This window comes from Phyllobacterium brassicacearum (assembly GCF_003010955.1).
Lineage (GTDB): Bacteria > Pseudomonadota > Alphaproteobacteria > Rhizobiales > Rhizobiaceae > Phyllobacterium > Phyllobacterium brassicacearum.
Genome location: NZ_PGGO01000001.1, coordinates 372972 through 398885 on the forward strand (window position 1 = coordinate 372972; position 25914 = coordinate 398885).

Here is a 25914-nt window from a genome sequence, read left to right on the forward strand (position 1 = left end):
GTTAGAATCGCACCGTCAGATCCGCCCTGACACCATGATCCTGCACTTCGCTGGCGATCTGCCCACGATAGGAGAGGCCAAACGTTGTGGCGGGCGCCAGATTGAAATCGACTCCCACCTCGACCAGCGCAGCATCCCGGGCGATCGGCAATCCCGATATTTCGAAGCTTTCCATACCGGCAAATGCAAGCGATGATAACGGCGTGACATCGCCAAAAGCATGACGCCAGCCGGCCATGCTTCGCAGCTTTGCCTCGGCATCGCCCAACCGCAGTTGTTTTGAGGCTCGCAATCCAAGCGTGAAGAATGTCACATCGGTGTCCGATGAAGCACCGGCCAGCGCTGCGGAACCACCCTCTTCATCGAAACTGTCGACATGTAGATTGGCATAAGACAGATTGGTGAAGGGCTCGAGATCTATGCTTTCGACCTGAATTTCATAGCCAAGTTCGCCAAAGATTTGTGCCGTTCCACCGTCGTAGCCGGCCGTCAGATGTTCCTGCGAGCCTGTGAATTGAACCAAACGATCCGTGTCGATGGCATGCCACGTATAGCTTGCACCCGAGCGCAGGTTCAAAGCCCCGAACTCGGCACCGCCATAAATGCCAAGATGATAACTATCGATATCGGCTGAAGCATCCAGACTCGCTTCGTCAATACTGGTGCGGCTGTAATGGGCCAGCGCACCGATGCGGGCATATTCACCGAACGGCGCGTCACCGCCAACCAGAAAGCCGCCGACCGTTCGGTCGAGGCTGGGTACTTGGTCATTGCTGTTCCAATCGACCCACGACCCGAACCCCTGCCCCCAAACCGCGAAGCGATCGCTTGCGGCAGCCTGAGGCTCGATGCCGTATGGCCCATAGGCCAGAACCGGCACCGACGGCGGCGCGGCACCGTCGAACGCCGCACGGAGTCGGTCGTTGGTAGCATCGCGTATAAAACGACTGTCATCTAACAGCACACTCTTGAGAGAACGTGAATTTCGCCGGGAAGCTGGGCGATCGTCAGCGGCGCGGTCGCCTTGTCCAATCCCAGCAATTTTCCGATGAGAGGATTGTCGTCTGGTAGAGGATCCTGCGCGACAAAGTCATCGATGGATTTTGCCGCCCGGCGCTGATTGGGTGTCTTCGCCAGATCGGAGAAGTCGATGTCGTTGCGGCGCAGCATCAGCATGACGTTGGTAGGGTCGTAGGTGAGCGTCGGATCGAGGAATTGGAGATTCGACGACACACCGAGGAACTCGCTGCCGTTCAATCCGCCTGCAGCCGTAAGGATGGTATAAACGGTGCCTACACGCCAACTGCCAGCTGACGCGATGACATCCACATGTCCGCCGCTCAACATTGCTACTCCGGAGACCAGGGTCTGGTCATTGGTGCCAGCTAGGTCAACCTCGACCCGATAGATGGACCCTTCGTTGAATGCGAGATCGCCGTTGACGTGCAGCGCACCGATCGAACTACCCGGTGCCAGGAGACCACCATCGTTGATCGACGTGGAGCCTACGGTGCCCGTTCCGCCGAGCAGACCACCCTCATGAACAACGATCACCCCGCCGAGCGTGCCATTGACGATCAGATTGCCCCCCGCGACATTTGTATTGCCAGTGAAGCCGCTGCTGTCTGCTGTCTGGATCACCTTGCCTGAAAGAACGTTGAATGTGCCCGCACCGCTCAATTGAGCGGTGAGATTATAGTCCGTCGCGGGGTCGAGATTGAACTTGCCGCTTCCTGCGCCAAAGACAATGGTGCCCGTTTGCAAGGCTCCGCCTAGTACATTGAGCGTGCCGGACGAACCAGGTTCGGATGCGATTGTTACGGCGGGACTTGTTACAGTGGCGCCAGTACCGACAGTCAAAGTTCCGGTACCGGAATTGCCTATGTTCAATACCGATCCGGTGGCAAGCGCGGATCCTTCGCCCGAGACAATGACGTTACCCGTCCCCACGCCAGCCGCAATGCCCTGTGCAGGCAGTCCAGCGCCTCCAAGCCCGACGAACAGGAAGCTTCCAGGATCGAGTACCGAATTCGCGCCGTAAACGAGGACGGTGCCGTTGCCCCCAGGCAATCGTCCAATGATGACAGCCGTATCGCTCGATACGCGACCACCTTCTACAACATCCAAGGAACCCGCGCCTTGAGTGCCGACGCTCAACCGCGCTCCGGCTTCCCAAATTGAGCCCGTGCCGGCAACGCGGACTGAACCCGAGCCACCGGGTCCTACCCCGATCGCTGTTGCTGGAGCATTACCATTGAAATCTGGGCCCGCATCGAAGACCCTTGCACCATTCTCAATGACAACAGAGCCTGTCCCGACTCCGCCGATCCGCATTTCATGGCCATAGTCCAAGGACGAGCCTGCGCCTGTCACCAGCATGTTGCCGATACCGCCAACATCCCCACCGGCTTCTGTCACCATTCGAACCACAATCGGATCGACGCGCGTGAGAAAAGCAACACCGCCATCGCGTATGATCAATTCCCCTTGAGCATCACGGCCAACGTTAAGCAGAAATCCCACATCCCAAGGGCTGTGTTGTGGCCCGGGAATCGACAGGATTCCACTCTCGACCTGATCGCTTGTCACGATCTGTTGTGCGATGCCCGGATTCGCAGGTAGGAGAAAAAAGCAAAAAGAAATCGCTGTCAGACCCATGCGCAAGGCAGGAGTGGTCTTATCCGTTGTCCTAACATCCGAACATCCGATCAACGTTCGAAGGTTTCAATTCGTGTTAGAAACAATAGCACTTTAGCATTAAAGTGCGCAAATATCGTCTTAGTTGCAATTAGTTGCAGTTCTTGACCACATCAAGCGTTCGTCAAGAATGTGGCGTTAAACAGTTGCGGATCTAAGAACCACGCGTCGCGGGATCTCTGAATCTTCTATTCCCAGGGAATAAGATTCTTCCAGCTAAAGCCCTTGTCCTTACGGGCGGCGGCTTTGCGCTCGCGCTCTTTCTTGGCTTCATCCTCGCCCAGATCGTCAGTAGCGGCGGTTGGTGCAGGTGCACGGTATTCCAGCGGCGGCTCGCTCAGATAGCGGCGTGTCGTCGGCGAGCCTGCAGTGGAGGCAAGCTTGCGGGCACGAAACTCGGCGCTCTGGTCCGTTGCCCCGTGCGGCACAACCTTTGGCGTCTTATCACCAAAGAAGCCATAATCTGACTTGCTCGTGTCCGCCTTAGCCAGCGGCATGTCGTTCTCGACTTCAGGTGTGAAGTTCGGATTGTTCTGATTGGCTGTTGCGGTATCGCGAATCCGCTTGCGGCGCGCCTCCGGCGACTCCGGCCACGCTGCGCTGTTTTCTGCAACGACATTGTTTTGCGGCGCTGGCAATTGCGGTGCCTTGCCCTCGCCAGGACGTACGAGTTCCGGACGGGGATTGTAAGCAATCTGGTTCTTCTTCTTCGGACCGAACGAAGCGAGGTTAGAAACATCGTCGAGGAGCTGGCTGCCGGCCGTCTTGTCGGTGCCATAGGTTGGCGAGGAAACACAGCCGCCAAGCGCCAACGACGCGATCAATGCACCGAGAACTGTAATGCGTCCGTTCAAATCCATGCTTGCCACTTCCAACCCGAAACTGTGCAGATCCGCCTGCTGATCAAATTTGCTTGATCAATGCCCTGCCTCTTAAATCAGGCAGTTCAATGGCAAGCCTTTTACATGAGGCTAACTATATTAAGCAAGCCGATGAAAGATTTTGTTAAGAATGAAGCGGATCACAGAAATCGTGACCCGCCATCTTTACATCTTTATTCAAGCCAACTTCCCGAGTTGAGCCAGTTCACGCAAGGCAGCGGCATCACGCGCCGAAACGTCGGGATAAGCGGCGTCCGAGCCAACGTCGTGGGTATAACGCCACGAACGGGCGCATTTTGTGCCCGTTGCACGTTCTGGGACGACCGCAACGCCTTTGACATCTTCGGCAACGAATGCGTTCGCGGGAGGAGTTTCGTCCTTGATCGTGATTGCACTGGTGATGCAGACTTCGGCCATGTCGATATCCTTCACCGCCGCAAGCAATTCGGGATCCGTGATGAAGACGACAGGGGCGGCCCCGAGCGACGAGCCAATGCGCTTGTCTGCACGTTCGAGTTCCAGCGCACCGGTAACGGCGCGGCGGACATCGCGCACCTTGCGCCACTTGGCGGCAAGCTGTTCGTTCCGCCATTCTGCAGGCGTATCACGGAACTGCTCAAGATGGACCGATACTGCATCCTTGTGCAGTTCAAGCCATGCTTCCTCGGTGGTGAACGGCAGCATCGGTGCCAACCAGGTGACAATGCGATCGAAAAGGTGGCGCACGACCTGCAACGCGGCCTTGCGCCTGGTGCTCGACGGTGCATCGCAATAGAGCGCATCCTTGCGAACGTCGAAATAAAACGCCGAGAGCTCGACATTCATGAAGTCGATCAACGCACGGGTAATCCGCTTGAACTCGAACGCGTCATAGCCCGAACGTACCAGCTCATCGAGTTCCGCGACGCGGTGCAGCATGAGCCTTTCAAGCTCAGGCATGTCGGCATAGGCGATCTCGTCGCCCTCGTCGTGCGCGAGTGTTCCGAGCATCCAGCGGATTGTGTTGCGGAGCTTGCGGTAGGCGTCGATATTGGTCTGGATAATGTTCTTGCCGAGGCGCTGGTCTTCCCAATAGTCCGTCGTCATCACCCAGAGACGCAGGATATCCGCGCCGGAATCCTTGATCACATCCTGCGGAGTCACCGTATTGCCGAGCGACTTCGACATCTTGCGCCCTTCCTCGTCCATGGTGAAACCATGGGTGACGAGCGTATTGTACGGCGCGCGGCCACGCGTGCCGCAGCTTTCCAGGAGCGAAGAATGGAACCAGCCACGATGCTGGTCCGAACCTTCAAGATAGACATCAGCGGGCCACTTCAGATCCGGCCGGTCTTCCAGAGTGAAGACATGGGTAGATCCTGAGTCGAACCAGACATCGAGAATGTCGCGCACCTGCGTCCACGGCTCGTTCGCCTTTTCCCCGAGGAAGCGCTCGCGCGCGCCTTCGGCGAACCATGCGTCAGCGCCTTCTTCTTCGAACGCTGCAAGAATGCGCGCGTTGACCGCCTCGTCCTGCAGGACATTGCCGTTTTCATCAGCGAAGACACAGATCGGCACACCCCAGGCACGCTGACGCGACAGGACCCAGTCTGGCCGGTCTTCGATCATGGCACGCAGCCGGTTCTGGCCGCCCGCCGGCACAAAGCGCGTTTCGTCGATCGCGCTGAGCGCACGTGAACGCAACGTGGTCTGGTCGCCGAGGTCCTTGTCCATGTAGACGAACCATTGCGGCGTGTTGCGGAAGATCACCGGCTTCTTCGAGCGCCAGGAGTGCGGGTACGAGTGCTTCAGACGGCCACGGGCAAAGAGCATGTTGCGGGCGATGAGTTCTTCGATGACGACCTTGTTGGCGTCGCCCTTCTTGCCGTTGTCGTCGATGACACGAGCAGCGCCGCCCTCGCGATCAGGACCGAAACCCGGAGCGTCTTTGGTATAGTAACCTGCATCGTCAACCGCGAAGGGAATTGCGGGAGAAATGCCACGCACTTCGAGGTCGCGTGCTGCATTCATCCAGGCTTCAAAGTCCTCGCGGCCATGGCCGGGTGCGGTGTGAACGAAGCCCGTGCCGGCGTCGTCGGTAACGTGATCGCCGTCGAGCATGGGAACCGCAAACTCGTAACCGCCGCCGAGACCGTGGAATGGATGGGCAAGCGTCAGCGACGCAAGCTCATCAGCCGAAACCGTCCTGATGCGTTTGAACGTCATCTTGCCTTTTATCGCCGATTCTTCGGCGAGAGCGTCGGCAAAGATCAGCTTCTCGCCTGGACGAGGACCAAAATCATTCTCGACCGACTCGACTTCATAAAGGCTATAAGCAACGCGCGGCGAGTAGCTCACAGCGCGATTGCCGGGGATGGTCCAAGGCGTCGTCGTCCAGATGACGACATGGGCCTGCCCAAGATCCTCCGGCCCCTTAACCACGGGGAACTTTACCCAGATCGTATCGCTTTCGATATCAGCATACTCAACTTCAGCCTCGGCGAGTGCCGTGCGTTCGACCACCGACCACATGACCGGCTTGGAGCCACGATAGAGCTGGCCCGACATCGCGAACTTCAGAAGTTCGCCGGCGATGCGGCTCTCGGCGTGGAAAGCCATGGTGGTATAGGGATTGTCGAAATCGCCTTCAATGCCGAGCCGCTTGAACTCGCCAGACTGGACCTTGATCCAGTGGGTAGCGAACTCACGGCATTCCTTGCGAAACTCGTTGATCGGCACGTCGTCCTTGTCCTTGCCCTTGGCGCGGTACTGCTCCTCGATCTTCCATTCGATTGGCAGGCCATGGCAATCCCAGCCAGGCACATAATTGGAATCGTAGCCGCGCATCTGGAACGAACGGGTGATGACGTCCTTGAGGATCTTGTTCAGCGCGTGGCCGATATGGATGTTACCATTGGCATAGGGCGGGCCGTCATGCAGGACATAGAGCGGGCGCCCCTTCGCCTCCTCACGCAGCTTCCTGTAGAGGTTCATCTCCTGCCAGCGTGCAACGAACTCCGGTTCCTTGGCGGGCAGGCCCGCACGCATCGGAAAATTCGTCTGCGGCAGATAGAGGGTTTTCGAATAGTCTATTGTCGTGGACGTATCGGTCATTTTTCCAGCTTGTACAAAGGCCCGCGCGTGATCGCAGCAGGCATGGATTTGAAGAAATCACAATAAAGCGCAAGAGCGCCTCCCGGACCTTCCGCACCGCAAGCCGAGGCTTCAGGAACGCGGTAAGGCCGGGCCAGTAATTCGTATCGTCTGAATAGGTATGGACAATGCATTAGTCCAGCAAACGGTTTTCATGACCGCGCTTTTAGCAATCAAGCCTGCGAGAATAAAGAGGCAGCCGCAATAAACTTCGCGTGCGCTGCCTTGCACTATCTACAGCGAGAAATCGAAACGGTACGTCGCCTGCAAGCCGAAAGTGGCCTGATTAGCTGAACCGCGTTCCTTCACAAGGCTTGAGTCAGCCGCCGGTCCCATCAGGCGGTTGTATTCGGCATAGGCGCTGGTGGTGACCTTGTCGGTCGTCTGCCAGGTGATCTGGCCGCCGATGCCCAAAGATTTCAGCCCGCCGCCCGGCGAATACTGTTTGAGGCCCGATGCAGCCGACTCGGTCGCGTTCACACCATAATATTCCTGGAAGTATTCCTCGGTTGCGAAGGTGGCGCGCGGACCAGCCGAAACGCGAACGGTCTCCGTCAGGTCCTTGAAGGCATCGACTGAGACATCGGCCACGACGCCGTCGTGGGCGCCAATACCACGACGCACCTCGACACGGCCCCGAATATTATCTGTCGGGTAGAACTCGGCAAACCCACCGAGCTCGAATCCCCAGTCGACATCGTTCAGTCCCTTGAGGTCGTCGGAATCGCCGTCGTCACGGCCAGTGATCAACTTGCCCGTAAGACCGGCACGGAAGACACCTGTGTCAACAAAGCCGATCGAGGCATTGTCGTTGAGCGACGAAAAGCGAACCGATCTTCCCGCACGGCCGAGTGAAATGACCGGAGCCGCTCTCAGGAGGTACTCGGTGGCGCCCTCATAGCGGGGCGCGACGAACCCTTTCGCGCCGAGTGTCAGATACCAGTCGCCTGACCACCAATGATCGCCGCGGGTACTGCTGGTTGGCTGATTGTCCGGATAATACTCATCGGCAAGAACTGCTGTTGAACCCGCAAAAAACAATGCGCTCGAGAGAGCGCCAATAAGACGAATAGACATGAAATCACTCCGGGACCTGCCTGGGAGGTGGCAAGCTTTGGGGCAAACTACTGAAAGATAGATAAAATTGGCTTCATTCTCTTGGTAAACAATTTACCAATCAATCGAAATTGATCCTCTGGTCGAGGGCTGACAATGGCCGCACACCCTGCAGAAGTGCCCGTGCTTCCTCTTCATCACGCTTGATCTGCTGCATCATCGGCTCCAGACCGTCGAATTTCTCCTCGCCGCGCAAATAACCAAAGAATGACACAGCGCAGCTTTCGCCGTAGAGATCGCCGCTGAAATCGAAGACGTAGGTTTCGAGCAGTGGTTCGCCGTCAGTATCGACCGTCGGCCGGCGGCCGAAGCTTGCAACGCCATCGTAAAGCGTGCCGTCCGCACGGCGGAAACGCACAGCGTATATGCCGTGCTTTAAATGAGTTTCGGGTGGCAGAACCATATTGGCCGTGGGGAATCCGATCGTGCGGCCAAGCTTCCTGCCGCCTATGACCTCAGCCCGAATGCGGTGGCGATAGCCAAGGAGGCCCGCAGCTTCGACGACCTCCCCTTCACCGAAAAGTTCGCGGATGCGGCTGGAAGAAATCGCCTGTCCACCCTCATCGCGAAAAGCGTCGACTAAGGTGACGTGAAAACCGCGTTTTTCGCCCGCGTCCATCAGGAATGCCGGACCGCCCTGGCGATTCCTGCCGAAATGGAAATCGAACCCGGTGACGATACGGCTGGCAGCCAGGCCGCCAACCAGAATTCGGTCAACAAAGACATCGGCAGTCAATTGCGAGAATTCGCGTGTGAAGGGGCATTCGATGACCGCATCGAAGCCGAGTGCTTCCAGTATCAACGCCTTTTCCGGAGCCGGTGTCAGCCGGTCGACCGGCTGGTCGGGGACGAACACGCTGCGTGGATGGGGTTCGAAGGTCAGAACGAGCGAGGGTTTCTTTACACCGTGCGCCGCTTCCAGTGCACGCTCAAGCACAGCCTGATGACCACGATGCACGCCATCAAAATTGCCGATTGCCACGACTGCGCCTTTGAGATGTTCGGGCAAATGGGACGGATCGGTCAATCGAAGGATGGGCATCACATTCCTCAGGCCAGAGCGGGCATGGTCGCCACGGGATTGCTGCCATGCTTTTCGAGAAAAGCGAGCATCTTTTCAAGATCGTGAACACCGCCCATGACGTAATCGCCTGCGTGAATGCCCCCGGAGATATAGAGCGCGTCTATCCCAAAGAGGTCGGCACCTTTGATGTCCGTCAGCATACCATCGCCGATGGCAAGGACACGGGAACGATCGACGGACTTGTCCCGAACTTCTTCGGCGGCAGCAACCGCGGCGTCGTAGATGGGGCGATGCGGCTTGCCTGCAATCAAGGTACGACCGCCAAGCTGACCATAATCGCGGGCGAGCGCGCCGGCACACCAGATCAACCGATCACCGCGCTCGACGACGATATCCGGGTTGGCACAGATGAAGGGCATATTGCGCGAGCGAAAGCGGGTCAGCATCTCGGAATAGTCTTCCGGCGTTTCCGTCTCATCGTCAAAAAAGCCCGTGCAAACGACGACGTCAGCTTCGCGCTCTTCCACGAGCTCAATATCCAGGCCGTCGTACAGGCTTTCGTCGCGATCCGGTCCGAGATGGAACACATGGCGCGGCGCGTTCCGGATCAGCTCGCGCGTCACATCGCCTGAAGTCACGATGCGGTCATAGGACGTCTCGGGCACGCCGAGAGAGTGGATCTGTTGAGCCACACCGGCAAAAGGGCGCGGCGCATTGGTGATGAGCACGACTGTCAGACCGGCCTGACGCGCGCGCGACAAGGCTTCAGACGCGGACGTAAACGAATCGACACCATTGTGCAGAACACCCCAGACGTCGCACAGAAGCACATCATAGCGATCCATCAATGCGTCGAGGCGCTGCAAATGTAGCATGGCGTTCATGCCAATCCTTTCAGAAGACGGGTAGTGACCCCAGGTCCGGGAGATGCCATCGCTTAGCCGATCAGGCCAATCGTGTCACGCGGGATTGTATTGTCAGGGTTAGATCAGGCTGCCGCCTTCGTGGCGCGACGCCGCGTTAGCCGTTCACCGCATTCGCCGAGCACGTCGACCAGCGTTCGCAGCCGCTGCCCCTCCTCGGTGAGACTGTATTCGACACGCACCGGAACTTCGGGAAAGACGGTCCGTCTCACATAGCCCGCTTCTTCGAGCGCCCGCAGGTCCAGCGTCAGCATACGCTGCGAAATCTTAGGCATGTCGCGGCGGAGATCGCTGAAGCGCTTCGTGCCTTCCAGCAGATAATAGATCAGCAGGATACGCCAGCGTCCGGCAAGCACCAGCATGGCGTTCTCCACGGGGCAATGCGAAACCAGTTCTTTCATTTCGTTCTAACCGTTTGTTATGTTGGTATAAAATTTGTACCATCATGACATTTTTGTGCCTTCTTTACAATAGTAACCGCCATCGCCATGTTGCTTTTCACCGCGGTTCGACAACTCAAATTCGAGGAATTGGAAAATGGAACCTGTACTGTTTTATGGAGTGCCGCATGGCTGCTCCTTCGGATCGATCGTTGCTCTCGAATGGCTCGGACAACCGTATCGCCTGAGCCGGATCGACATGCTGGCAAAGTCGAAAAGCAACATCTACGCACGCTTCAACAGCAAGCAGCAGACGCCCACACTGCTTCTGGAAAATGGCAAGCCGCTCAGCGAGAGCTTCGCTATCCTGCAGAACATCGCTGCACGTGATCTCACCCGGAAGTTGGGCTTCGCTCAGGGAACGGAAGGGCACGACCGGCTTAACCAGATGCTCGCCTATTTGCATACGAGCTTCCACTCGGCCTTTGCACCGGCCTGGACGGCTTTCAAGCTTATGGAAGGCGACCCGGCTATCCAGTTGCTGCGTGACCTGGCTCGGGAGAAAGCAGCGGAGGGCTATTCTTTCCTGCAGTCGCACCTGAGCGGCCGCGAATGGCTCGTCGGTGAGAACAAGACAATCGCCGATGCCTATCTCATTGGCATAGCCCGCTGGGGAGAGGACCTGCAGCTTTTCGACCTGAAGCGTGAATATCCGGAACTTTACGGCTATCTGCATAAGCTCGAGGCCGACAAGGCGGTGATCTTCGCCCATGCCATCGAGGACGGCAAACCGGCCGTCTCAAGCGGCCAGTTCCTCGGCCACATCGGACTTGATGACATCGCGCCGCGCCTCGCGGCCTGAGCGCATTTCGACCCCGATCCATCGGCCAAACGCCGGTGGATCAATGGGCAGCGTGCTTCCAATTGACAACATACATATGAACAAGTATCGATATGTTCGTCAAATGAAAGAGCGAGCCATGGCGCATTCCCACGAAGGTCGCGATCACACACCGAAAATCACCACGGACAATCAGCGCAAGGTTCTGATTGCCTTCTTCATTACCTTCGTGTTCATGATCGTCGAGGTCATTGGCGGGCTGCTGTCGGGCTCACTCGCTCTGATTGCCGATGCCGGCCACATGGTGACCGATGCCGCCGCCCTCGCCCTCGCCTTTGCAGCATTTCATTTTGGCAAGCGCGCGGCAGACGAACGCCGAACCTTCGGTTATCTCCGGTTCGAAGTCATTGCCGGATTGATAAACGCCATTGCACTTTTCGCCATTCTGGTCTGGATCACGATCGAAGCGATCGATCGCTTCCGCAATCCGGGTGAAGTTCTGGCCGGTCCAATGCTTGTGGTGGCAACGATCGGACTGCTGGTCAACATGGCAGTGTTCTGGATCCTGACCCGCGGCGATAGTGAACACGTCAATATCAAGGGCGCCGTGCTGCATGTCCTCGGCGATCTGCTCGGCTCCGTTGGCACAATCATCGCCGCCATTGTTATCTACTATACAGGGTGGACGCCGATCGACCCGATCCTCTCGGTCTTCGTCTGCCTGCTGATCCTGCGCAGTGCCTGGGCACTGTTGCGAAATTCATTGCATATCCTTCTCGAAGGTGCGCCGGCAAATGCCGCGCCAGAGGAGATAGAGCAATACCTGAAGAGCACAGTTCCCAGTCTTGCCAATGTCCGCCACGTGCATGTCTGGATGATCACATCCGGCAAGGCCTTGGCCACTTTGCACGTGCAGCCGCAGCCGGATGCCGACCCGCGACTCCTGGTGAAGGCTGTCGAGAAGGAACTAGTGGCGAAGTTCGACATCGAGCACGCGACCATCGCCATCGATTGGCCGGATACCGCCGCCGATGATTGCTGTCTTGGGGCGAATGCGACCGCAGGCAACGATCATGGCCACAGCCATCATCATGACGAAGACGACCACAGCGATCACGATCATGGGGTCCATGCCCATAGTCACGAAGGCCACAAGCATTGAGCAAGCCGACGGTCCCCTCTCAGCTTGATACGACGATCCTGGCCGAAACATTCCGCCTGCTCGGCGATTCAACGCGCCTGCGTATCCTGTTCTTCTGTCTGGAATCACCAAGGTCAGTGGGTGACATCGCGGCAAGCCTCGACCTTTCGCAGTCGCTCGTCAGCCATCACCTGCGACTGCTGCGCGGTGCACGGCTGGTGCGTGGCAACCGGCAGGCAAAGCAAATCTTCTACGAACTTGCCGACAAGCACGTCAGCGACATGCTCGTCGATATGGCCCATCACGTATGCGAAGAAAGCGGCGAGGAATAGGACCTTCCGGACCGCTTGTATCATTGCCGTCCGTGACTACGCTGATATCCACCACTGCAACTTCACTGCTTCATCGTCGTTTCACATTTGTGTGGAATGAGTCGCCGTTGTCGCATTTGCTGACAGTGACCTTTCCGGAATTTCCGGCTCGTAGAAAAAGATTTAAGCGATGCTTTCCCTTGACTCTTCAGCGCCATCCCACTATCTCCGGCCGCAGTTAGCACTCACCCACGCCGAGTGCTAATAACGCGAATGGCCAGCTGTTCGCGACATCGTTTTGACACCAACATCAAGGGTTCTAACCATGGCCAAAACCAAGTTCCGCCCGCTTCATGACCGCGTCGTTGTGCGCCGCGTCGAATCCGAAGCAAAGACTGCAGGCGGCATCATCATTCCGGATACTGCCAAGGAAAAGCCACAGGAAGGCGAAGTCATCGCTGTAGGCACCGGCGCTCGTGACGAAGCCGGCAAGCTCGTACCACTCGATGTCAAGGCAGGCGATTTGATCCTGTTCGGCAAGTGGTCCGGTACGGAAGTCAAGATCGGCGGCGAAGACCTGCTGATCATGAAGGAATCCGACATTCTGGGCATCCTCGGCTAATCGCCGACTGCTCCATACTCAACAAATATTCATCAAACCGGGATCAACCCCAGGAGAGATAAAATGGCTGCCAAAGAAGTCAAATTCAGCCGCGACGCGCGTGAGCGCATGCTGCGCGGCGTCAATATCCTTGCAGATGCTGTCAAGGTAACGCTCGGCCCGAAGGGTCGTAACGTTGTCATCGACAAGTCCTTCGGCGCTCCGCGCATCACCAAGGACGGTGTGACCGTTGCCAAGGAAATCGAACTTGAAGACAAGTTCGAGAACATGGGCGCACAGATGGTTCGTGAAGTCGCTTCGAAGACGAACGACATCGCCGGCGACGGCACCACGACTGCTACTGTTCTTGCCCAGGCTATCGTTCAGGAAGGCGGCAAGGCTGTTGCTGCTGGCATGAACCCGATGGATCTGAAGCGCGGCATCGACCTTGCTGTTGCTGAAGTCGTCAAGCAGCTCGGCAAGAGCGCCAAGAAGATCAAGACCTCGGAAGAAGTTGCGCAGGTTGGCACTATCTCTGCAAACGGCGAAGCCGAAATCGGTGAAATGATCGCCAAGGCGATGCAGAAGGTTGGCAACGAAGGCGTCATCACCGTTGAAGAAGCCAAGACGGCTGACACCGAGCTCGAAGTCGTTGAAGGCATGCAGTTCGACCGCGGCTACCTGTCGCCTTACTTCGTCACCAACCCTGAGAAGATGGTTGCTGACCTCGAAGACGCCTACATTCTTCTCCACGAGAAGAAGCTCTCGAACCTCCAGGCTCTCCTGCCGGTTCTTGAAGCTGTCGTTCAGACCTCCAAGCCGCTCGTTATCATTTCTGAAGACGTTGAAGGCGAAGCACTTGCTACGCTCGTGGTCAACAAGCTGCGCGGCGGCCTGAAGATTGCTGCTGTCAAGGCTCCTGGCTTCGGCGATCGCCGCAAGGCCATGCTGGAAGACATCGCCATCCTTACCGGCGGCCAGGTCATTTCCGAAGATCTCGGCATCAAGCTCGAAAGCGTTACGCTCGACATGCTCGGCCGCGCCAAGAAGGTGTCGATCACCAAGGAAAACACCACGATCGTTGACGGCAATGGCAAGAAGGGCGAAATCAACGCCCGCGTCGGCCAGATCAAGCAGCAGATCGAAGAAACCACTTCCGACTACGACCGCGAGAAGCTACAGGAACGTCTTGCTAAGCTCGCTGGCGGCGTTGCCGTTATCCGCGTTGGCGGTGCAACGGAAGTTGAAGTGAAGGAAAAGAAGGACCGCGTCGACGACGCCCTCAACGCAACCCGTGCGGCTGTCGAAGAAGGCATCGTTCCTGGCGGTGGTGTTGCACTCCTGCGTGCTTCGGCTGGTCTTACCCTCAAGGGTGCCAATGCCGATCAGGACGCCGGCATCAACATCGTTCGTCGCGCTCTGCAGGCTCCGGCTCGCCAGATCGCTACCAACGCAGGTGATGAAGCTTCCATCGTTATCGGCAAGATCCTCGACAACAAGAAAGAAACCTTCGGCTACAACGCTGCAAACGGCGAGTATGGCGATCTGATCGCTCTCGGCATCGTCGATCCGGTCAAGGTTGTCCGTACTGCTCTGCAGGACGCGGCGTCGGTAGCTGGTCTTCTCGTCACCACCGAAGCCATGATCGCCGAAGCTCCGAAGAAGGACAATGGCGGCGCTCCCCAGATGCCAGGCGGCGGAATGGGCGGCATGGGCGGCATGGACTTCTAAGAAGTCCTGTCCCAGCGATGTAAGAAAAAGGCGGGTTTCGACCCGCCTTTTTTTGTTGAGCAGTTTCGTTCAGATCGAGTTGAGCTTTACGCGCTCTTCCAGTTTCGCCGCATCTTCCTTGCGCTCGCTGTAACGGCTGGTCAGGTAAGATGATGCACCGCGCGTCAAAAGAGTAAATTTGACCAATTCCTCCGTCACGTCGACAACCCGGTCGTAATAGGATGACGGTTTCATACGCCCGGCCTCGTCAAACTCCTGGTAAACTTTGGCAACCGATGATTGATTGGGGATGGTAATCATCCGCATCCAGCGCCCCAAAACCCGCATCTGGTTTACTGCGTTGAAAGACTGCGAGCCGCCGGAAACCTGCATCACAGCAAGCGTCCGCCCCTGCGTCGGGCGGATCGACCCCATGGCAAGGGGTATCCAATCAATCTGGGATTTCATCACGCCCGACATCGCTCCGTGCCGCTCCGGGCTGACCCAGACCTGTCCTTCCGACCAAAGAGAGAGTTCACGTAGTTCCTGAACTTTGAGGTGATTGCTCGGTGCTCCGTCGGGAAGCGGCAGACCGGAGGGATCGAACACTCGGGTTTCTGCCCCGAGGGCTTTCAACAGACGCTCGGCCTCCCGCGCGAGAAACCGGCTATAGGACCGTTCCCGCAGCGAGCCGTAGAGCAGAAGGATACGCGGCGCATGGGCTGAAAACGGGACGGACAGTTTTTCCCTGTCGATTGCGTCGAAGCTTCCACTGTCCACATTCGGAAGGTCAGACACGGTCCCTTCCCTTCGACGTTACAACCTCGCCATCCTCCTTGGTGAATTGCTCCATGGGATTATCAAGCAATTCCAGCACCAGTTCAGACGGACGGCACAGCTTCGTCCCCTTGGGGGTCACAACAATCGGACGGTTCATAAGGATCGGATGCTCACCGATGAAATCGATGAGTTGGTCATCGCTCCATTTCGGGTCGTCCAGGTTGAGCTCGGCATAAGGTGTTCCCCGTTCTCGCAGAATACTACGAACACTGCCGCCCATCGCTGCGATCAACTCCACGATCTTCTCCCGGCTCGGCGGCGCTTTCAGATAGTTGATGACTACCGGTTCCTCTCCGCTCTGACGGATCATTTCGAGGACATTGCGTGAGGTGCCACAGGCAGGATTATGATAGATCGTGATAGTCATCGGGATACACTCTCGGGTTTCAGTTTACCGCTCACGGCGGGGCCGCGCTCGTACCAGTCTTTGCTGCGATTGACGATCCATACGACTGACAGCATGACGGGAACTTCGATAAGTACGCCAACAACCGTAGCAAGCGCTGCACCCGACGTGAAGCCGAAGAGGCTGATGGCGGCGGCGACCGCCAATTCAAAGAAGTTGCCGGCGCCGATCAACGCCGACGGACCGGCTACACAATGTTGCTCGCCCGAGACGCGATTAAGCAGATAAGCCAGGCCCGAGTTAAAATAGACCTGAATAAGGATCGGAACGGCGAGCAAAGCGATGATCAGCGGCTGTGCAATGATCTGCTCGCCCTGAAAGCCAAACAGGAGGACAAGGGTGGCAAGCAGCGCAAGGAGGGAATAAGGCTGGATAATTTTCAGAACATCGTTCAGAGCACCCTCGCCCTTTCCATCCAGAATGCGTCTCCGAAGAATTTGCGCCACGATGACCGGTACGACGATGTAGAGAATGACGGAGATGACGAGCGTATCCCACGGCACCGTGATGGAAGAGAGCCCGAGCAGCAGTCCGATAACAGGCGCGAAAGCCACGATCATGATGGCATCGTTCAGCGCCACCTGGCTCAAGGTGAAATTGGGCTCTCCCCTTGTGAGGTTCGACCAGACGAAAACCATGGCCGTGCACGGTGCTGCCGCAAGAATGATCAGACCTGCGATATAGGAATCGATCTGTGCGTCCGGCAGATATGGCCGGAAAAGCCAGCCGATGAAGAGCCAGCCAAGAAGGGCCATGGAGAATGGCTTCACGACCCAGTTGATGAAAAGCGTGACGCTGATGCCGCGCCAGAAGCGCCCCACCTGCCTCAAAGCTGCAAAATCGACCCGCAACAGCATCGGGATGATCATCAACCAGATCAAGACTGCGATCGGGATGTTGACCCTGGCAATCTCGGCCGACCCGATAGCATGAAAAACTCCTGGCATCAGATGGCCAAGTCCGATGCCGGCAAAGATGCAGAGACTAACCCAAAGGGTCAGATAACGCCCGAATAAGGACATGATCAGGTGGCCTGTCGCCTGGCGGCCGTTGATCCATCGAGCGAGCCGATACCGTGCAGATGCGTGTGCAAGGACATGTGATCAATCGATTCCAGCGGTAGATTGAGAAACGACATGATGCGGTTCTTCAGATAGCGCGCAGCGGTCGAGAAGGCAGTCTCCTTGTCGATTTCGCTTCCTTCGAATGTGGCAGGATCCTCGATACCCCAATGGGCTGTCATCGGATGGCCCGGCCAGACGGGGCAAGACTCTCCTGCAGCATCGTCGCAGACCGTGAAGATGAAATCCATCTGCGGGGCGTCGGACGCCGCAAAGACATCCCAGCTCTTCGAGCTAAAGCCCTCGTTCGGATAGCCCATGGCATCCAGGACTTTCAGGGCCATCGGGTGTACCGTGCCTTTAGGCTGACTTCCTGCAGAGTAAGCCCTGAAGAGACCCTTGCCCTCCGTATTGAGGATGGATTCGGCAATGATCGAACGGGCTGAATTCCCGGTGCATAAAAACAGCACATTATAAGCGTCAGGCATCGCAGCAGGCTCCCGAAGTTGTGTTGAGACAAGATAATGACTGCAGCAGAGGTGCACAGATTTCGGGCTGTCCCCCGCAGCAATCCTCAAGCAGGAACGCTATGAGATCACGAATCACGGCGTGATTTGCGCGATAGATGACGTTCCGGCCATCCCGTTCCGCACCAATCAATCCGGATCTGGCAAGGATCGAGAGATTGGTCGAGGTGGTGTTTTGCCGTCCGTCAATAGCCTCGGCAATTTCACCGGCAGCGAGCCCGCTCTCTCCAGCCCTGATAAGCAAGCGAAAGATATCCAGCCTTGTGGATTGAGAAATGGCGTCAAGCGCTTCAAGTGCATTATTAATATCCATATATCTAGAAAACCAGATTTATCGATATACATCAACTTCCTCTCACCCGCTTCGCAAATGCTATTCGGCAGCGTCTGCGAACGGCGAATGATGTTCCTTCCCGGCACGCGCAGCATCAAAGCGCGCGCGGGCTTCCCGGACGCGCTGCTCATTCTTGATCGCCCAATCACCGAGCGCCTTGACCGGCACGAGAAGATCACGCCCGAGGTCGGTCAGCTCGTAATCCACCCGTGGTGGAATGGTGGGAAAGACCGTCCGTGTGACAAACCCGTCGCGTTCCAACCCGCGTAATGTGCTCGTCAGCATCTTCTGCGAGATCCCGTCGATGGTGCGCTTCAGCTCATTGAACCGCATTGAACCATTACCGAGATATTTCACGACCATCACAGTCCATTTGTCGCCAACACGCGCCAAAAGATGATGAACCGCCGTACATGCGGGGGTTACTTCAAAGTGATCTGGTTTCAAAAAAGTGCCTCCTTGCGACGATTTCGAACAGTCACTTATATAGCGCCGGTCACAAATTGTTACCACCCCAAGACAAAGGAATTCTGAACATGGCAAAAGCTAAAATCGGCATCATTGTCGGCAGTACTCGTATCGGCCGATTTGCCGAATTTCCTGCCAAATGGATCGCTGAACTTGCCGGCAACCGAGGGGACGTCGAGGTCGAGATCATCGATCTGCTCGACTATCCGATGAACTTCTTCGGTGAAGAACGTACGACAACAGCACAGAACGAAACCGCGGAGGTATGGAAGAAGAAGCTGCGTGAATTCGACGGGTTCGTTGTTACAGTCGCGGAATATAATCACGGACCGACCGCGGTTCTGAAGAACGCGATCGACCTGGGTGAATTCACGCAGCGGCCAGTTGGCTTTGTCGGCTATGGCGGCGTGGGCGGAGCTCGCGCGATCGAGCAGCTTCGTTTGGTATTCGTGGAGATGGGCTCAGCCTCGGTGAAGACTGGCGTGCATATCTCCTACGCAGAATACCTGACCGTAATCAAAGGCGAGAAGAAGCTTGGCGATTACGCTCACCTTAACGAAGCAGCAACCAATCAACTCGACCAGCTCGTCTGGTGGACGAATGCTTTGAAGGCTGCCCGCGCGGCCTAATCGTACGGAGCGGCTGCTTTGCAGCCGCTCCTCTCACTGTTCTGTGGAGGATATCATGCCGTCGCTTACCCTTATCAGCCATCTTCTTTGTCCCTATGTACAACGTGCAGCCATTGCTCTTGCCGAAAAAGGCGTGACATTCGAGAAGATCTACATCGATCTGCAGCACAAACCGGACTGGTTTCTGAAAATTTCGCCGCTCGGCAAGGTCCCGCTGCTTCAGGTGCCGCAGGCAGATGGCAGCGAGGCCATCCTGTTCGAAAGTTCCGTGATCGCGGAATATATCGATGAGAGCCAGCCCGGGCGGCGGCTGCACCCGGAAGACGCACTCACTCGCGCCCGTCATCGCGGCTGGATGGAATATGGCTCCTCGATCCTCTCCGACATCTGGGGCCTGGAAACGACGAAAGAGGCGAGTGTGTTCGAAGAAAAGCGCAAGGCGCTTGTTGAGAAATTCGGCCGCGTTGAAGACGTGCTGGGCGAGGGCCCGTTCTTCACAGGTGCTAAATTCAGTCTCGTTGATGCAGTCTACGCGCCGATCTTCCGGTACTTCGATACTTTCGACGAGATCGTTGATCTTGGCGTGTTCTCCAACTACCCCAAGGTTCAGGCATGGCGCAAAGCACTTGCTGCACGCCCCAGCGTGAAAGGCGCGGTCACTCCGGAATACCCGCAGCTGCTGCGCGAGTTCATGGAAAGGTACGATGCCTACATGCTGACTCGGGCAGCCTGATCAGCGACTCTATTTGTCTGACCAGACTGCAAGTTCATATCCATCCGGGTCGGCGAAATGAAAGCGCCGACCGCCAGGAAAAGTAAAGACAGGCTTGACGATCTGTCCTCCAGCTTTCTCGACTTGCCTGAGCGTATCCGCAAGATCGTCAGCAAAGAGGATGATCAGCGGCCCGCCCGATCCAACTTTACCTTCAGTCGTAAAGCCGCCCTTCAGCCCGCCATCAGAAAATTCACAGTAACTCGGACCGTAATCCGTGAACGTCCAGCCAAACGCTTCGCCGTAGAATTGACGGGCGCGTGCGATGTCGCTGACATTGAACTCGATATAATCGATGCGTCTGTCCTTGCCTGAACTGGCCATATCATTCCTCACTCTATCAGTTGCGCTTCGAGCAGATCCTTGAGCTTTTGCAGGTCGCCCATTACCCATGCGGCATCAGCGGCGAACTTCTCATCATCCATGCCTGGCAGCCGGAAAAGCGTGAAGATCACCTCGCAGCTTTCGCCGTTGGCAACTGCCCGTAATGGGATATAGACCTCCTCACCGGTTTCGGTGGTTACCCAATGATCAAGAACGCCTAATTTGTTGGGCGGGGCAAATCTCAGTCTGAGTTTGCCGGCTGGGCCATCTGCCAGCCATTCGTCCCCGGATTTTTGCAAGCCGGATGTCAGACCTGACGCCCATTTCGGCAGGTTGTCCGGAACGCTGGCGTAATCGTAGACATCGCGCCAGTTGCGCCCGATGGAAATCTGAAGGGTTCGCGCTTCATGCGTGGCCATGGTTTGTCCTCCCCACAATGCTGAAGACAATTTTATGCGCCTAAAGACTATCTGTCTTGATCAAAAAGGCCAATCAGGCAGCAAATTGTTGTTCGAGCGTGATCGGACGGCACCGGCAAGAGCCGCGGTCGGGCGCAACATGCGCGTGAAGCAATGTTTGGCCGCACGGTCTATAATCGATTTTATCCTGAAGGCGAGTGAATTCCACCGGAACATTCCATGCTCGAACCTTGCCTCTGGCAAAGCTTCGCAGTAGTGCTCATGCCAACTCCCAACAGGAAAATACACGATGAGCTCTACCCGTACCGAAACAGATACTTTTGGTCCCATCGAAGTGGCAGCAGACAAATATTGGGGCGCGCAGACAGAGCGCTCCCTGCATAATTTCAAGATTGGCGGCGAGAGGATGCCGATCCCACTGGTGAGAGCTCTTGGCATTGCAAAGCGGGCCGCCGCCGAAACCAATATGGCGCTGGGCAAGCTCGATGAGGTGATCGGCCGTGCCATCACGGTCGCTGCCGAAGAAGTCATTGAAGGCAAGCTCGATGACCACTTCCCGCTTGTTGTCTGGCAGACGGGTTCGGGCACACAATCGAACATGAACGCAAATGAAGTTATCTCCAATCGTGCGATCGAGATGCTCGGCGGAACCAAGGGCTCCAAGAAGCCTGTTCATCCAAATGACCACGTCAATATGAGCCAGTCGTCGAATGACACATTCCCGACTGCGATTCATATCGCGACCGCAATTGAGGCAACCGAACGCCTCTATCCTGCGCTGGAGCATCTGACTGCAGCCTTGGCCAAGAAGGAAAAGGCGTTTGCCAATATCATCAAGATCGGCCGTACCCACACTCAGGACGCCACACCAGTCACACTGGGCCAGGAATTCTCCGGCTACCGCGCTGCGCTGGAATTTGCCCGCACGCGTGTTGAACAAGGCCTTGCCGATATCTTCCTGCTGGCGCAGGGCGGTACAGCGGTGGGCACTGGTCTCAATGCGCCCGTAGGTTTTGACACGGGTTTCGCCGAAGCCGTATCCGATATCACCGGCCTCCCCTTTAAAACTGCCCCGAACAAATTCGAGGCGCTGGCAAGCCACGGCGCACTCACGAACTTCCACGGTAGCATGAATGCGCTTGCGACTGATCTGTTCAAGATTGCCAATGACATCCGCTTCCTCGGCTCCGGTCCTCGCTCCGGCCTTGGTGAATTGAAACTGCCCGAAAACGAACCGGGCTCATCGATCATGCCAGGCAAGGTCAACCCGACTCAAGCCGAAGCTCTGACCATGGTGGCCGCGCAAGTGTTCGGCAACAACACCACCGTGACCGTTGCTGCCAGCCAAGGCCATTTCGAACTCAATGTATTCAAGCCTGTAGTTGCGCTCAATGTTCTCCAGTCGATCCGTATTCTCTCCGATGCCATGGTCTCCTTTGCCGACAATTGCATCGAAGGTATCGAAGCGGATGAAGTTCGTATCAAGGATCTGCTTGAACGCTCGCTGATGCTTGTGACAGCACTGGCACCGGCGATCGGATATGATAACGCAGCGAAGATTGCCAAGACCGCTCACAAGAATGGCACGACCTTGCGCGAGGAGGCACTCGCCAGCGGTCATGTCTCGGCCGAGGATTATGATCGCCTTGTTCGACCAGAACGGATGATTGCCCCAGAGTAACATTGGAAAATCATTCTATTGTGAACAATCTGTCGAGAAAATAGTGGCTTTGCTTGACAATCGGATTTAGCTACTAGGCGGTCACAACAAACCCCGGAGAAGTTTTCTTATGTCCAACAATGCCATTGTTACGCTTGTCAGCCGTATCCTGCTTGCGATCCTGTTCATCCCCGCCGGCTTCGGCAAGCTGACCGCCATTGCGGGCACAGCGGGCTATTTCGCCTCCAAAGGCCTGCCTCTGCCAACAGTCACGGCTGTCATCGTCGGTCTGGTCGAGCTTCTCGGTGGACTGGCCGTCCTCGTCGGCTTCCAGACCCGCTATGCTGCGATCCTGTTAGGTCTTTTCACCATTGGCGCGGCATTTGTCGGTCATCTCGTGCCGTTTGATCAGGCCAACCAGATCAACTTCTTCAAGAACCTCGCCATCGCCGGCGGTTTCTTCGTTCTTGCCCAGCACGGCGCGGGTGCACTTTCGATCGACGCCAAGCGCGGCTGATCGACGTTATACCGATAGAAAAAAGGCCGCTCTATGCGGCCTTTTTTGTTTCAGCGATTCAGTTCGAAGCCTTCGCCTGGCCGACTAGAAGTGGCTTTGCCCGGTAGTCCTTGGGAAACAGCTTGCTCAGGTTCTCGATCTTGGGCAGATCATAGTAGGCGATATAGGGCTGCGATGGATGGATCGTCGCATAGTCCTGGTGATAGGCTTCGGCCGGGTAGAACTTCTCCAGCGACGAGACTGTTGTGACAATCGGTTTCGAGTAGGCCTTGGCCTTGCCGATCTGCGCTATATAGGCCTTGGCGATTTCTGCCTGCTCTGCGCTGGTCGTGAAAATGGCCGATCGGTATTGTGTCCCGGAATCCGGGCCCTGCCGGTTCAATTCGGTTGGATTGTGGACAACCGAGAAATAGACCTGCAGTATCTTCCCGAGGCTGACGACCGTCGGATCGAAGGTCACTTCGACTGACTCGGCATGACCAGTATCGCCGCCAGTTACGGCGTCATAGTTTGCTGTTTGCTTATTGCCGCCCGAATAGCCGGACACCGCGCTGGTTACGCCCTTCATGTGCTGGTAAACGCCCTGGACACCCCAGAAGCAGCCGCCCGCAAGAACGACGGTTTGGGACTTTGCCGACGTTTTCTGATCGAGTGCAGGCGGCGGGACTATGGTGACCGTTTCGCCGGCAAGTGCGAGGCCCGGAGGCAGCATGATGCTTGCAGCGATCAATAGGTGATGAAGTTTCATAGGGATATCCTTTGAGCTCAGGCTGCTGCCGGTTTGAATTTCAGGGCGACGCCGTTCATACAATAGCGCAGACCGGTGGGTTTCGGCCCGTCGTCGAAGACGTGACCGAGGTGACCGCCGCAGCGATGGCATTCGACCGCCGTGCGCGTCATGCCAAATGAATTGTCTGATATTTCGATGACCGAGCCCTTGATGGGCAACCAGAAGCTTGGCCACCCCGTGCCACTCTCGAATTTGGTGTCTGAATCAAACAGCGGCAAATCGCAGCCAGCGCAGGCAAATGTGCCCTTGCGCTTCTCATGGTTGAGCGGGCTGGTGAATGGCCTCTCGGTGCCTTCCTCGCGCAACACATGATATTGCTCCGGAGTTAGCAGCTTCTTCCACTCGGCGTCAGTGTGCTCGACTTCAAAAGTACCTGCCGCACGGGCGGTCGGCGCTTCTGCAAACCGCGTCGCCACGAATGCGCCAAGCCCTGCCAACACACCGCCAAAGAGCGTTCGACGTGTCATCATGACTAATCTCCCAACGTGATTATACCGAACTTCTTCCGGTCTTCCGCAGGGAAATACGTATGGTCCGCCGCAAAGGTTACAGAACCGGCCCTACATCACATAGAGTTGATAGGGATCAGCCTGCCAATGCGGCCTTGATACGCCGGGTGAGCTCTTCAACCGCCTTGATGTCCGCTGTGTCGCGAGACGAAACGAGACACGCTTGCGACTTCAGGATCACTCCGTCGTCCAGCACCTTGAGATGATTGGCGTGCAGCGTCGAGCCTGTCGAGGTGATATCGACAATAATGTCGGCGGAGCCGGAGGCCGGAGCACCCTCGGTCGCACCCAGGCTCTCGACAATGCGATAGACTTGGATGCCATGCATCTGCGAGAAGAACTGCTGCGTCAGTCGCCAGTATTTGGTGGCGATGCGCAAGCGACGGCCGTGGCGTTGGCGGAAATCGGCGGCAACGTCGTCGAGATCCGCCATCGTCGACACATCGTACCAAACCTCCGGTACAGCAACGACAACGTCCGCATGACCAAAGCCTAGCTGGGCCTCAATCTGCACCCGTTCGTCAGCGGAAGACAGGGTTTCGCGGATCAGGTCTTCGCCTGTCACCCCGAGATCAACGCTGCCGTAGCCAAGCTCACGGGCGATCTCCGAGGCGGAAAGAAACAGGATGTCGATCTGGCTTTCGCCCTTTACTTGTGCCCGATAGTTGCGCTGGTCCTTGGGAAGGATCACGCTCAGCCCGGCATTCTTTAGGACTCCAAGCGCCTCCTCCTTGAGACGGCCCTTGGAAGGGAGCGCTAAGGTGATTGTCATTGCGCATCTCCGGCAATCTGCTCAAGCCGGTCGAGCCAGATGGAAAAACCGACGCCCGGAATTGAGCCCATGGCGCCGAGCATGGTCAGCAGCCGGTCGTAGCGCCCGCCGCCAACGATAGCGCCCAGTTCGGGATGTTCCAGCGCGCGGGTCTCGTAAACCAGCCCGGTGTAGTAGTCGAGCGGGCGGCCGAAGGCAGCGTCGTAAACAATGGTTTCATGCCCGATGCCAGCTTCGATGACAGAAGCTGCGCGCGCCTCGAACTGCTCGAGTGCCGGACCGAGGTCAAACTCGTTGGCACGCGCAAAGGCAAGCAGTTGTCCGGCAGCCGTTTGAAGTGGTACCCGGATGGCAAGGAAGGTTTCCAGGGCAGAGAATGCCTTGCCCGGCAACTTAACGGAGGCCAGTGCGGCCTTCTCGATCAAGCGGCGCGCGATCTCGATCGGCGCACGCCCTGCGCCCGGCGAAATGCCGGCCGCCTGCATATCCTGTTCAAGTTCTATGGCGAGCTTTGCTTCATCACTCTTTGCCACGAGTGTGGCGAGACGATCGGGCAGCGCACTATTTTGACGGTCTGAAGAAAGATCTGCCAGCAATGCCTTCAATTGTCCGGGATTGCCGAAGGCGCGCGCCAGCTTCTTCTGCCAGCCTCGCGGCAGCCCGAGTGCCGCCAGCACGGCTTCAAAAATGGCCTGATCACCGAGCAAGGTCTCGAGCTCCGCATGCGGTGCGACAAGGCGGATTGCCGCCAGCGCGTCGGCCAGCGAACGCGAGTCGGCTCTGGCCCGGTTGGCATCGCCGAGATCCTCGATGCCGGCCTGGAAGAATTCATTGCCACCCTCGCGACGCTGGCGGAATACTTCACCGAGATAGGCATATCGCTTCGGCGTCGCAGCATTCAGCTCGATGTGGTTGCGGCAGACCGGGATGGTAAACTCCGGCCGCAGGCACAGGCTAGTCCCATTCTCGTTTTCAGTAAGGAAGATGCGGCGACGCAGGTCCTCACCGGCCATGTCGAGGAATTGATCGGCAGGCTGTATGACCGGGATGTCGACAAGCTCCGCATCCCGACCTGAAATCAGCGCGGCGAGTTCAGCAGAAAAGGCGGGAGCGCGAGAGCCGGTCATCA

General features: G+C 57.0%; 29 protein-coding genes. 9 read left to right on the plus strand and 20 right to left on the minus strand.

Annotated features, from left to right (window positions below):
* Position 1: 1 nt before the first annotated feature.
* The 8 genes from CU102_RS01830 to CU102_RS01865 form a co-directional block, all read right to left on the minus strand.
* Entirely contained in the window at positions 2 to 964 is a 963-nt protein-coding gene (locus CU102_RS01830) for an autotransporter outer membrane beta-barrel domain-containing protein (RefSeq protein ID WP_166648290.1), read from the minus strand.
* Positions 955 to 2589, minus strand: coding sequence for a hypothetical protein (locus CU102_RS01835; RefSeq protein WP_166648289.1), 1635 nt, complete (start codon positions 2587 to 2589; stop codon positions 955 to 957). Before CU102_RS01835 ends, CU102_RS01830 begins: the two co-directional genes overlap by 10 nt.
* A 296-nt stretch (positions 2590 to 2885) precedes the next feature.
* Positions 2886 to 3557, minus strand: a complete 672-nt coding sequence (locus tag CU102_RS01840) for a hypothetical protein (RefSeq protein WP_106709241.1) — start codon at positions 3555 to 3557, stop codon at positions 2886 to 2888.
* Positions 3558 to 3755: 198 nt separating this feature from the next.
* On the minus strand, positions 3756 to 6671 hold the full coding sequence (ileS, locus tag CU102_RS01845; protein ID WP_106709242.1) for an isoleucine--tRNA ligase: 2916 nt from the start codon (positions 6669 to 6671) through the stop codon (positions 3756 to 3758).
* Positions 6672 to 6944: 273 nt separating this feature from the next.
* Positions 6945 to 7787 (minus strand): MipA/OmpV family protein, encoded by an 843-nt coding sequence (locus CU102_RS01850; protein ID WP_106709243.1) that lies wholly within the window; start codon positions 7785 to 7787, stop codon positions 6945 to 6947.
* A gap of 100 nt (positions 7788 to 7887) precedes the next feature.
* Complete coding sequence (locus CU102_RS01855) at positions 7888 to 8868, minus strand: bifunctional riboflavin kinase/FAD synthetase (protein WP_106709244.1); 981 nt, start codon at positions 8866 to 8868, stop codon at positions 7888 to 7890.
* 8 nt (positions 8869 to 8876) lie between these two features.
* Entirely contained in the window at positions 8877 to 9725 is an 849-nt protein-coding gene (locus CU102_RS01860; RefSeq protein WP_106709440.1) for a TIGR01459 family HAD-type hydrolase, read from the minus strand.
* Positions 9726 to 9838: 113 nt separating this feature from the next.
* Positions 9839 to 10174, minus strand: a complete 336-nt coding sequence (locus CU102_RS01865) for a winged helix-turn-helix transcriptional regulator (protein ID WP_106709245.1) — start codon at positions 10172 to 10174, stop codon at positions 9839 to 9841.
* A gap of 136 nt (positions 10175 to 10310) precedes the next feature.
* On the opposite strand from CU102_RS01865, the gene CU102_RS01870 reads away from it, so the two are divergent.
* From CU102_RS01870 to groL, 5 genes are all read left to right on the plus strand, one after another.
* Positions 10311 to 11015, plus strand: coding sequence for a glutathione S-transferase family protein (locus tag CU102_RS01870; protein WP_106709246.1), 705 nt, complete (start codon positions 10311 to 10313; stop codon positions 11013 to 11015).
* A gap of 118 nt (positions 11016 to 11133) precedes the next feature.
* Positions 11134 to 12156 (plus strand): cation diffusion facilitator family transporter, encoded by a 1023-nt coding sequence (locus tag CU102_RS01875; protein WP_245425116.1) that lies wholly within the window; start codon positions 11134 to 11136, stop codon positions 12154 to 12156.
* Positions 12153 to 12467, plus strand: a complete 315-nt coding sequence (locus CU102_RS01880; protein WP_106709247.1) for an ArsR/SmtB family transcription factor — start codon at positions 12153 to 12155, stop codon at positions 12465 to 12467. The genes CU102_RS01875 and CU102_RS01880 overlap by 4 nt, the downstream gene beginning before the upstream one ends.
* A 304-nt stretch (positions 12468 to 12771) precedes the next feature.
* Positions 12772 to 13068, plus strand: a complete 297-nt coding sequence (gene groES / locus CU102_RS01885; protein ID WP_027230208.1) for a co-chaperone GroES — start codon at positions 12772 to 12774, stop codon at positions 13066 to 13068.
* A 63-nt stretch (positions 13069 to 13131) separates the two neighbouring features.
* The gene (groL, locus tag CU102_RS01890) at positions 13132 to 14778 is read left to right on the plus strand and encodes a chaperonin GroEL (protein ID WP_106709248.1); all 1647 of its coding nucleotides are present in this window, start codon (positions 13132 to 13134) and stop codon (positions 14776 to 14778) included.
* A 69-nt stretch (positions 14779 to 14847) separates the two neighbouring features.
* On the opposite strand, the gene arsH is transcribed toward groL, so the two are convergent.
* The 6 genes from arsH to CU102_RS01920 are packed head-to-tail and all read right to left on the minus strand — an operon-like array spanning position 14848 to position 18372.
* Positions 14848 to 15555, minus strand: coding sequence for an arsenical resistance protein ArsH (gene arsH / locus CU102_RS01895; protein ID WP_106709249.1), 708 nt, complete (start codon positions 15553 to 15555; stop codon positions 14848 to 14850).
* On the minus strand, positions 15548 to 15964 hold the full coding sequence (arsC, locus tag CU102_RS01900) for an arsenate reductase (glutaredoxin) (protein WP_106709250.1): 417 nt from the start codon (positions 15962 to 15964) through the stop codon (positions 15548 to 15550). Before arsC ends, arsH begins: the two co-directional genes overlap by 8 nt.
* Positions 15961 to 17025 (minus strand): ACR3 family arsenite efflux transporter, encoded by a 1065-nt coding sequence (gene arsB / locus CU102_RS01905; RefSeq protein ID WP_106709251.1) that lies wholly within the window; start codon positions 17023 to 17025, stop codon positions 15961 to 15963. The genes arsC and arsB overlap by 4 nt, the downstream gene beginning before the upstream one ends.
* Positions 17026 to 17027: 2 nt before the next feature.
* A complete protein-coding gene (locus tag CU102_RS01910) occupies positions 17028 to 17552 on the minus strand; it encodes an arsenate reductase ArsC (protein WP_106709252.1) in 525 nt (174 codons plus the stop codon).
* Complete coding sequence (locus CU102_RS01915; RefSeq protein ID WP_106709253.1) at positions 17545 to 17904, minus strand: ArsR/SmtB family transcription factor; 360 nt, start codon at positions 17902 to 17904, stop codon at positions 17545 to 17547. The genes CU102_RS01910 and CU102_RS01915 overlap by 8 nt, the downstream gene beginning before the upstream one ends.
* A 60-nt stretch (positions 17905 to 17964) precedes the next feature.
* A complete protein-coding gene (locus CU102_RS01920; protein ID WP_106709254.1) occupies positions 17965 to 18372 on the minus strand; it encodes a winged helix-turn-helix transcriptional regulator in 408 nt (135 codons plus the stop codon).
* Between the two features lie 89 nt (positions 18373 to 18461).
* On the opposite strand from CU102_RS01920, the gene CU102_RS01925 reads away from it, so the two are divergent.
* A complete protein-coding gene (locus CU102_RS01925; protein WP_106709255.1) occupies positions 18462 to 19022 on the plus strand; it encodes an NADPH-dependent FMN reductase in 561 nt (186 codons plus the stop codon).
* Positions 19023 to 19077: 55 nt separating this feature from the next.
* The gene (locus CU102_RS01930; RefSeq protein ID WP_106709442.1) at positions 19078 to 19755 is read left to right on the plus strand and encodes a glutathione S-transferase family protein; all 678 of its coding nucleotides are present in this window, start codon (positions 19078 to 19080) and stop codon (positions 19753 to 19755) included.
* A 9-nt stretch (positions 19756 to 19764) separates the two neighbouring features.
* Here the strand turns inward: CU102_RS01930 and CU102_RS01935 are convergent, their stop codons facing one another.
* Both CU102_RS01935 and CU102_RS01940 read right to left on the minus strand, forming a co-directional pair.
* Positions 19765 to 20118: a VOC family protein gene (locus CU102_RS01935; RefSeq protein ID WP_106709256.1), complete on the minus strand. Its 354-nt coding sequence runs from the start codon at positions 20116 to 20118 to the stop codon at positions 19765 to 19767.
* Between the two features lie 8 nt (positions 20119 to 20126).
* Positions 20127 to 20537, minus strand: a complete 411-nt coding sequence (locus CU102_RS01940) for an SRPBCC family protein (protein WP_106709257.1) — start codon at positions 20535 to 20537, stop codon at positions 20127 to 20129.
* Positions 20538 to 20826: 289 nt separating this feature from the next.
* Between CU102_RS01940 and fumC the strand changes: the two genes are divergently transcribed.
* The gene (gene fumC, locus CU102_RS01945; protein WP_106709258.1) at positions 20827 to 22218 is read left to right on the plus strand and encodes a class II fumarate hydratase; all 1392 of its coding nucleotides are present in this window, start codon (positions 20827 to 20829) and stop codon (positions 22216 to 22218) included.
* Positions 22219 to 22327: 109 nt separating this feature from the next.
* Complete coding sequence (locus CU102_RS01950; RefSeq protein WP_106709259.1) at positions 22328 to 22714, plus strand: DoxX family protein; 387 nt, start codon at positions 22328 to 22330, stop codon at positions 22712 to 22714.
* Between the two features lie 58 nt (positions 22715 to 22772).
* Here CU102_RS01950 and msrA read toward each other — a convergent pair whose 3' ends face one another.
* The 4 genes from msrA to CU102_RS01970 all read right to left on the minus strand — a co-directional run bounded on the left by msrA (position 22773) and on the right by CU102_RS01970 (position 25912).
* Positions 22773 to 23462 (minus strand): peptide-methionine (S)-S-oxide reductase MsrA, encoded by a 690-nt coding sequence (gene msrA, locus CU102_RS01955; protein ID WP_106709260.1) that lies wholly within the window; start codon positions 23460 to 23462, stop codon positions 22773 to 22775.
* A 17-nt stretch (positions 23463 to 23479) separates the two neighbouring features.
* Positions 23480 to 23974 carry a peptide-methionine (R)-S-oxide reductase MsrB gene (gene msrB, locus CU102_RS01960; protein ID WP_106709261.1) on the minus strand — a complete coding sequence of 165 codons (495 nt, stop codon included), beginning with the start codon at positions 23972 to 23974 and terminating at the stop codon, positions 23480 to 23482.
* Between the two features lie 115 nt (positions 23975 to 24089).
* Entirely contained in the window at positions 24090 to 24785 is a 696-nt protein-coding gene (gene hisG, locus CU102_RS01965; RefSeq protein WP_106709262.1) for an ATP phosphoribosyltransferase, read from the minus strand.
* Positions 24782 to 25912: an ATP phosphoribosyltransferase regulatory subunit gene (locus CU102_RS01970; protein ID WP_106709263.1), complete on the minus strand. Its 1131-nt coding sequence runs from the start codon at positions 25910 to 25912 to the stop codon at positions 24782 to 24784. Before CU102_RS01970 ends, hisG begins: the two co-directional genes overlap by 4 nt.
* Positions 25913 to 25914: the final 2 nt, after the last annotated feature.

What these genes read in the sequence shown, in the direction of transcription:
- CU102_RS01940 (WP_106709257.1), bottom strand. Translation starts at nt 20,537, where the DNA reads ATGGCCACGCATGAAGCGCGAACCCTTCAGATTTCCATCGGGCGCAAC.
- hisG (WP_106709262.1), bottom strand. Translation starts at nt 24,785, where the DNA reads ATGACAATCACCTTAGCGCTCCCTTCCAAGGGCCGTCTCAAGGAGGAG.
- CU102_RS01950 (WP_106709259.1), top strand. Translation starts at nt 22,328, where the DNA reads ATGTCCAACAATGCCATTGTTACGCTTGTCAGCCGTATCCTGCTTGCG.
- CU102_RS01910 (WP_106709252.1), bottom strand. Translation starts at nt 17,552, where the DNA reads ATGCCTGACGCTTATAATGTGCTGTTTTTATGCACCGGGAATTCAGCC.
- CU102_RS01840 (WP_106709241.1), bottom strand. Translation starts at nt 3,557, where the DNA reads ATGGATTTGAACGGACGCATTACAGTTCTCGGTGCATTGATCGCGTCG.
- CU102_RS01870 (WP_106709246.1), top strand. Translation starts at nt 10,311, where the DNA reads ATGGAACCTGTACTGTTTTATGGAGTGCCGCATGGCTGCTCCTTCGGA.
- CU102_RS01970 (WP_106709263.1), bottom strand. Translation starts at nt 25,912, where the DNA reads ATGACCGGCTCTCGCGCTCCCGCCTTTTCTGCTGAACTCGCCGCGCTG.
- CU102_RS01860 (WP_106709440.1), bottom strand. Translation starts at nt 9,725, where the DNA reads ATGCTACATTTGCAGCGCCTCGACGCATTGATGGATCGCTATGATGTG.
- fumC (WP_106709258.1), top strand. Translation starts at nt 20,827, where the DNA reads ATGAGCTCTACCCGTACCGAAACAGATACTTTTGGTCCCATCGAAGTG.
- CU102_RS01875 (WP_245425116.1), top strand. Translation starts at nt 11,134, where the DNA reads ATGGCGCATTCCCACGAAGGTCGCGATCACACACCGAAAATCACCACG.
- ileS (WP_106709242.1), bottom strand. Translation starts at nt 6,671, where the DNA reads ATGACCGATACGTCCACGACAATAGACTATTCGAAAACCCTCTATCTG.
- CU102_RS01850 (WP_106709243.1), bottom strand. Translation starts at nt 7,787, where the DNA reads ATGTCTATTCGTCTTATTGGCGCTCTCTCGAGCGCATTGTTTTTTGCG.
- groES (WP_027230208.1), top strand. Translation starts at nt 12,772, where the DNA reads ATGGCCAAAACCAAGTTCCGCCCGCTTCATGACCGCGTCGTTGTGCGC.
- CU102_RS01935 (WP_106709256.1), bottom strand. Translation starts at nt 20,118, where the DNA reads ATGGCCAGTTCAGGCAAGGACAGACGCATCGATTATATCGAGTTCAAT.
- groL (WP_106709248.1), top strand. Translation starts at nt 13,132, where the DNA reads ATGGCTGCCAAAGAAGTCAAATTCAGCCGCGACGCGCGTGAGCGCATG.
- arsB (WP_106709251.1), bottom strand. Translation starts at nt 17,025, where the DNA reads ATGTCCTTATTCGGGCGTTATCTGACCCTTTGGGTTAGTCTCTGCATC.
- CU102_RS01865 (WP_106709245.1), bottom strand. Translation starts at nt 10,174, where the DNA reads ATGAAAGAACTGGTTTCGCATTGCCCCGTGGAGAACGCCATGCTGGTG.
- arsC (WP_106709250.1), bottom strand. Translation starts at nt 15,964, where the DNA reads ATGACTATCACGATCTATCATAATCCTGCCTGTGGCACCTCACGCAAT.
- CU102_RS01855 (WP_106709244.1), bottom strand. Translation starts at nt 8,868, where the DNA reads ATGCCCATCCTTCGATTGACCGATCCGTCCCATTTGCCCGAACATCTC.
- CU102_RS01925 (WP_106709255.1), top strand. Translation starts at nt 18,462, where the DNA reads ATGGCAAAAGCTAAAATCGGCATCATTGTCGGCAGTACTCGTATCGGC.
- msrA (WP_106709260.1), bottom strand. Translation starts at nt 23,462, where the DNA reads ATGAAACTTCATCACCTATTGATCGCTGCAAGCATCATGCTGCCTCCG.
- CU102_RS01915 (WP_106709253.1), bottom strand. Translation starts at nt 17,904, where the DNA reads ATGGATATTAATAATGCACTTGAAGCGCTTGACGCCATTTCTCAATCC.
- CU102_RS01930 (WP_106709442.1), top strand. Translation starts at nt 19,078, where the DNA reads ATGCCGTCGCTTACCCTTATCAGCCATCTTCTTTGTCCCTATGTACAA.
- msrB (WP_106709261.1), bottom strand. Translation starts at nt 23,974, where the DNA reads ATGATGACACGTCGAACGCTCTTTGGCGGTGTGTTGGCAGGGCTTGGC.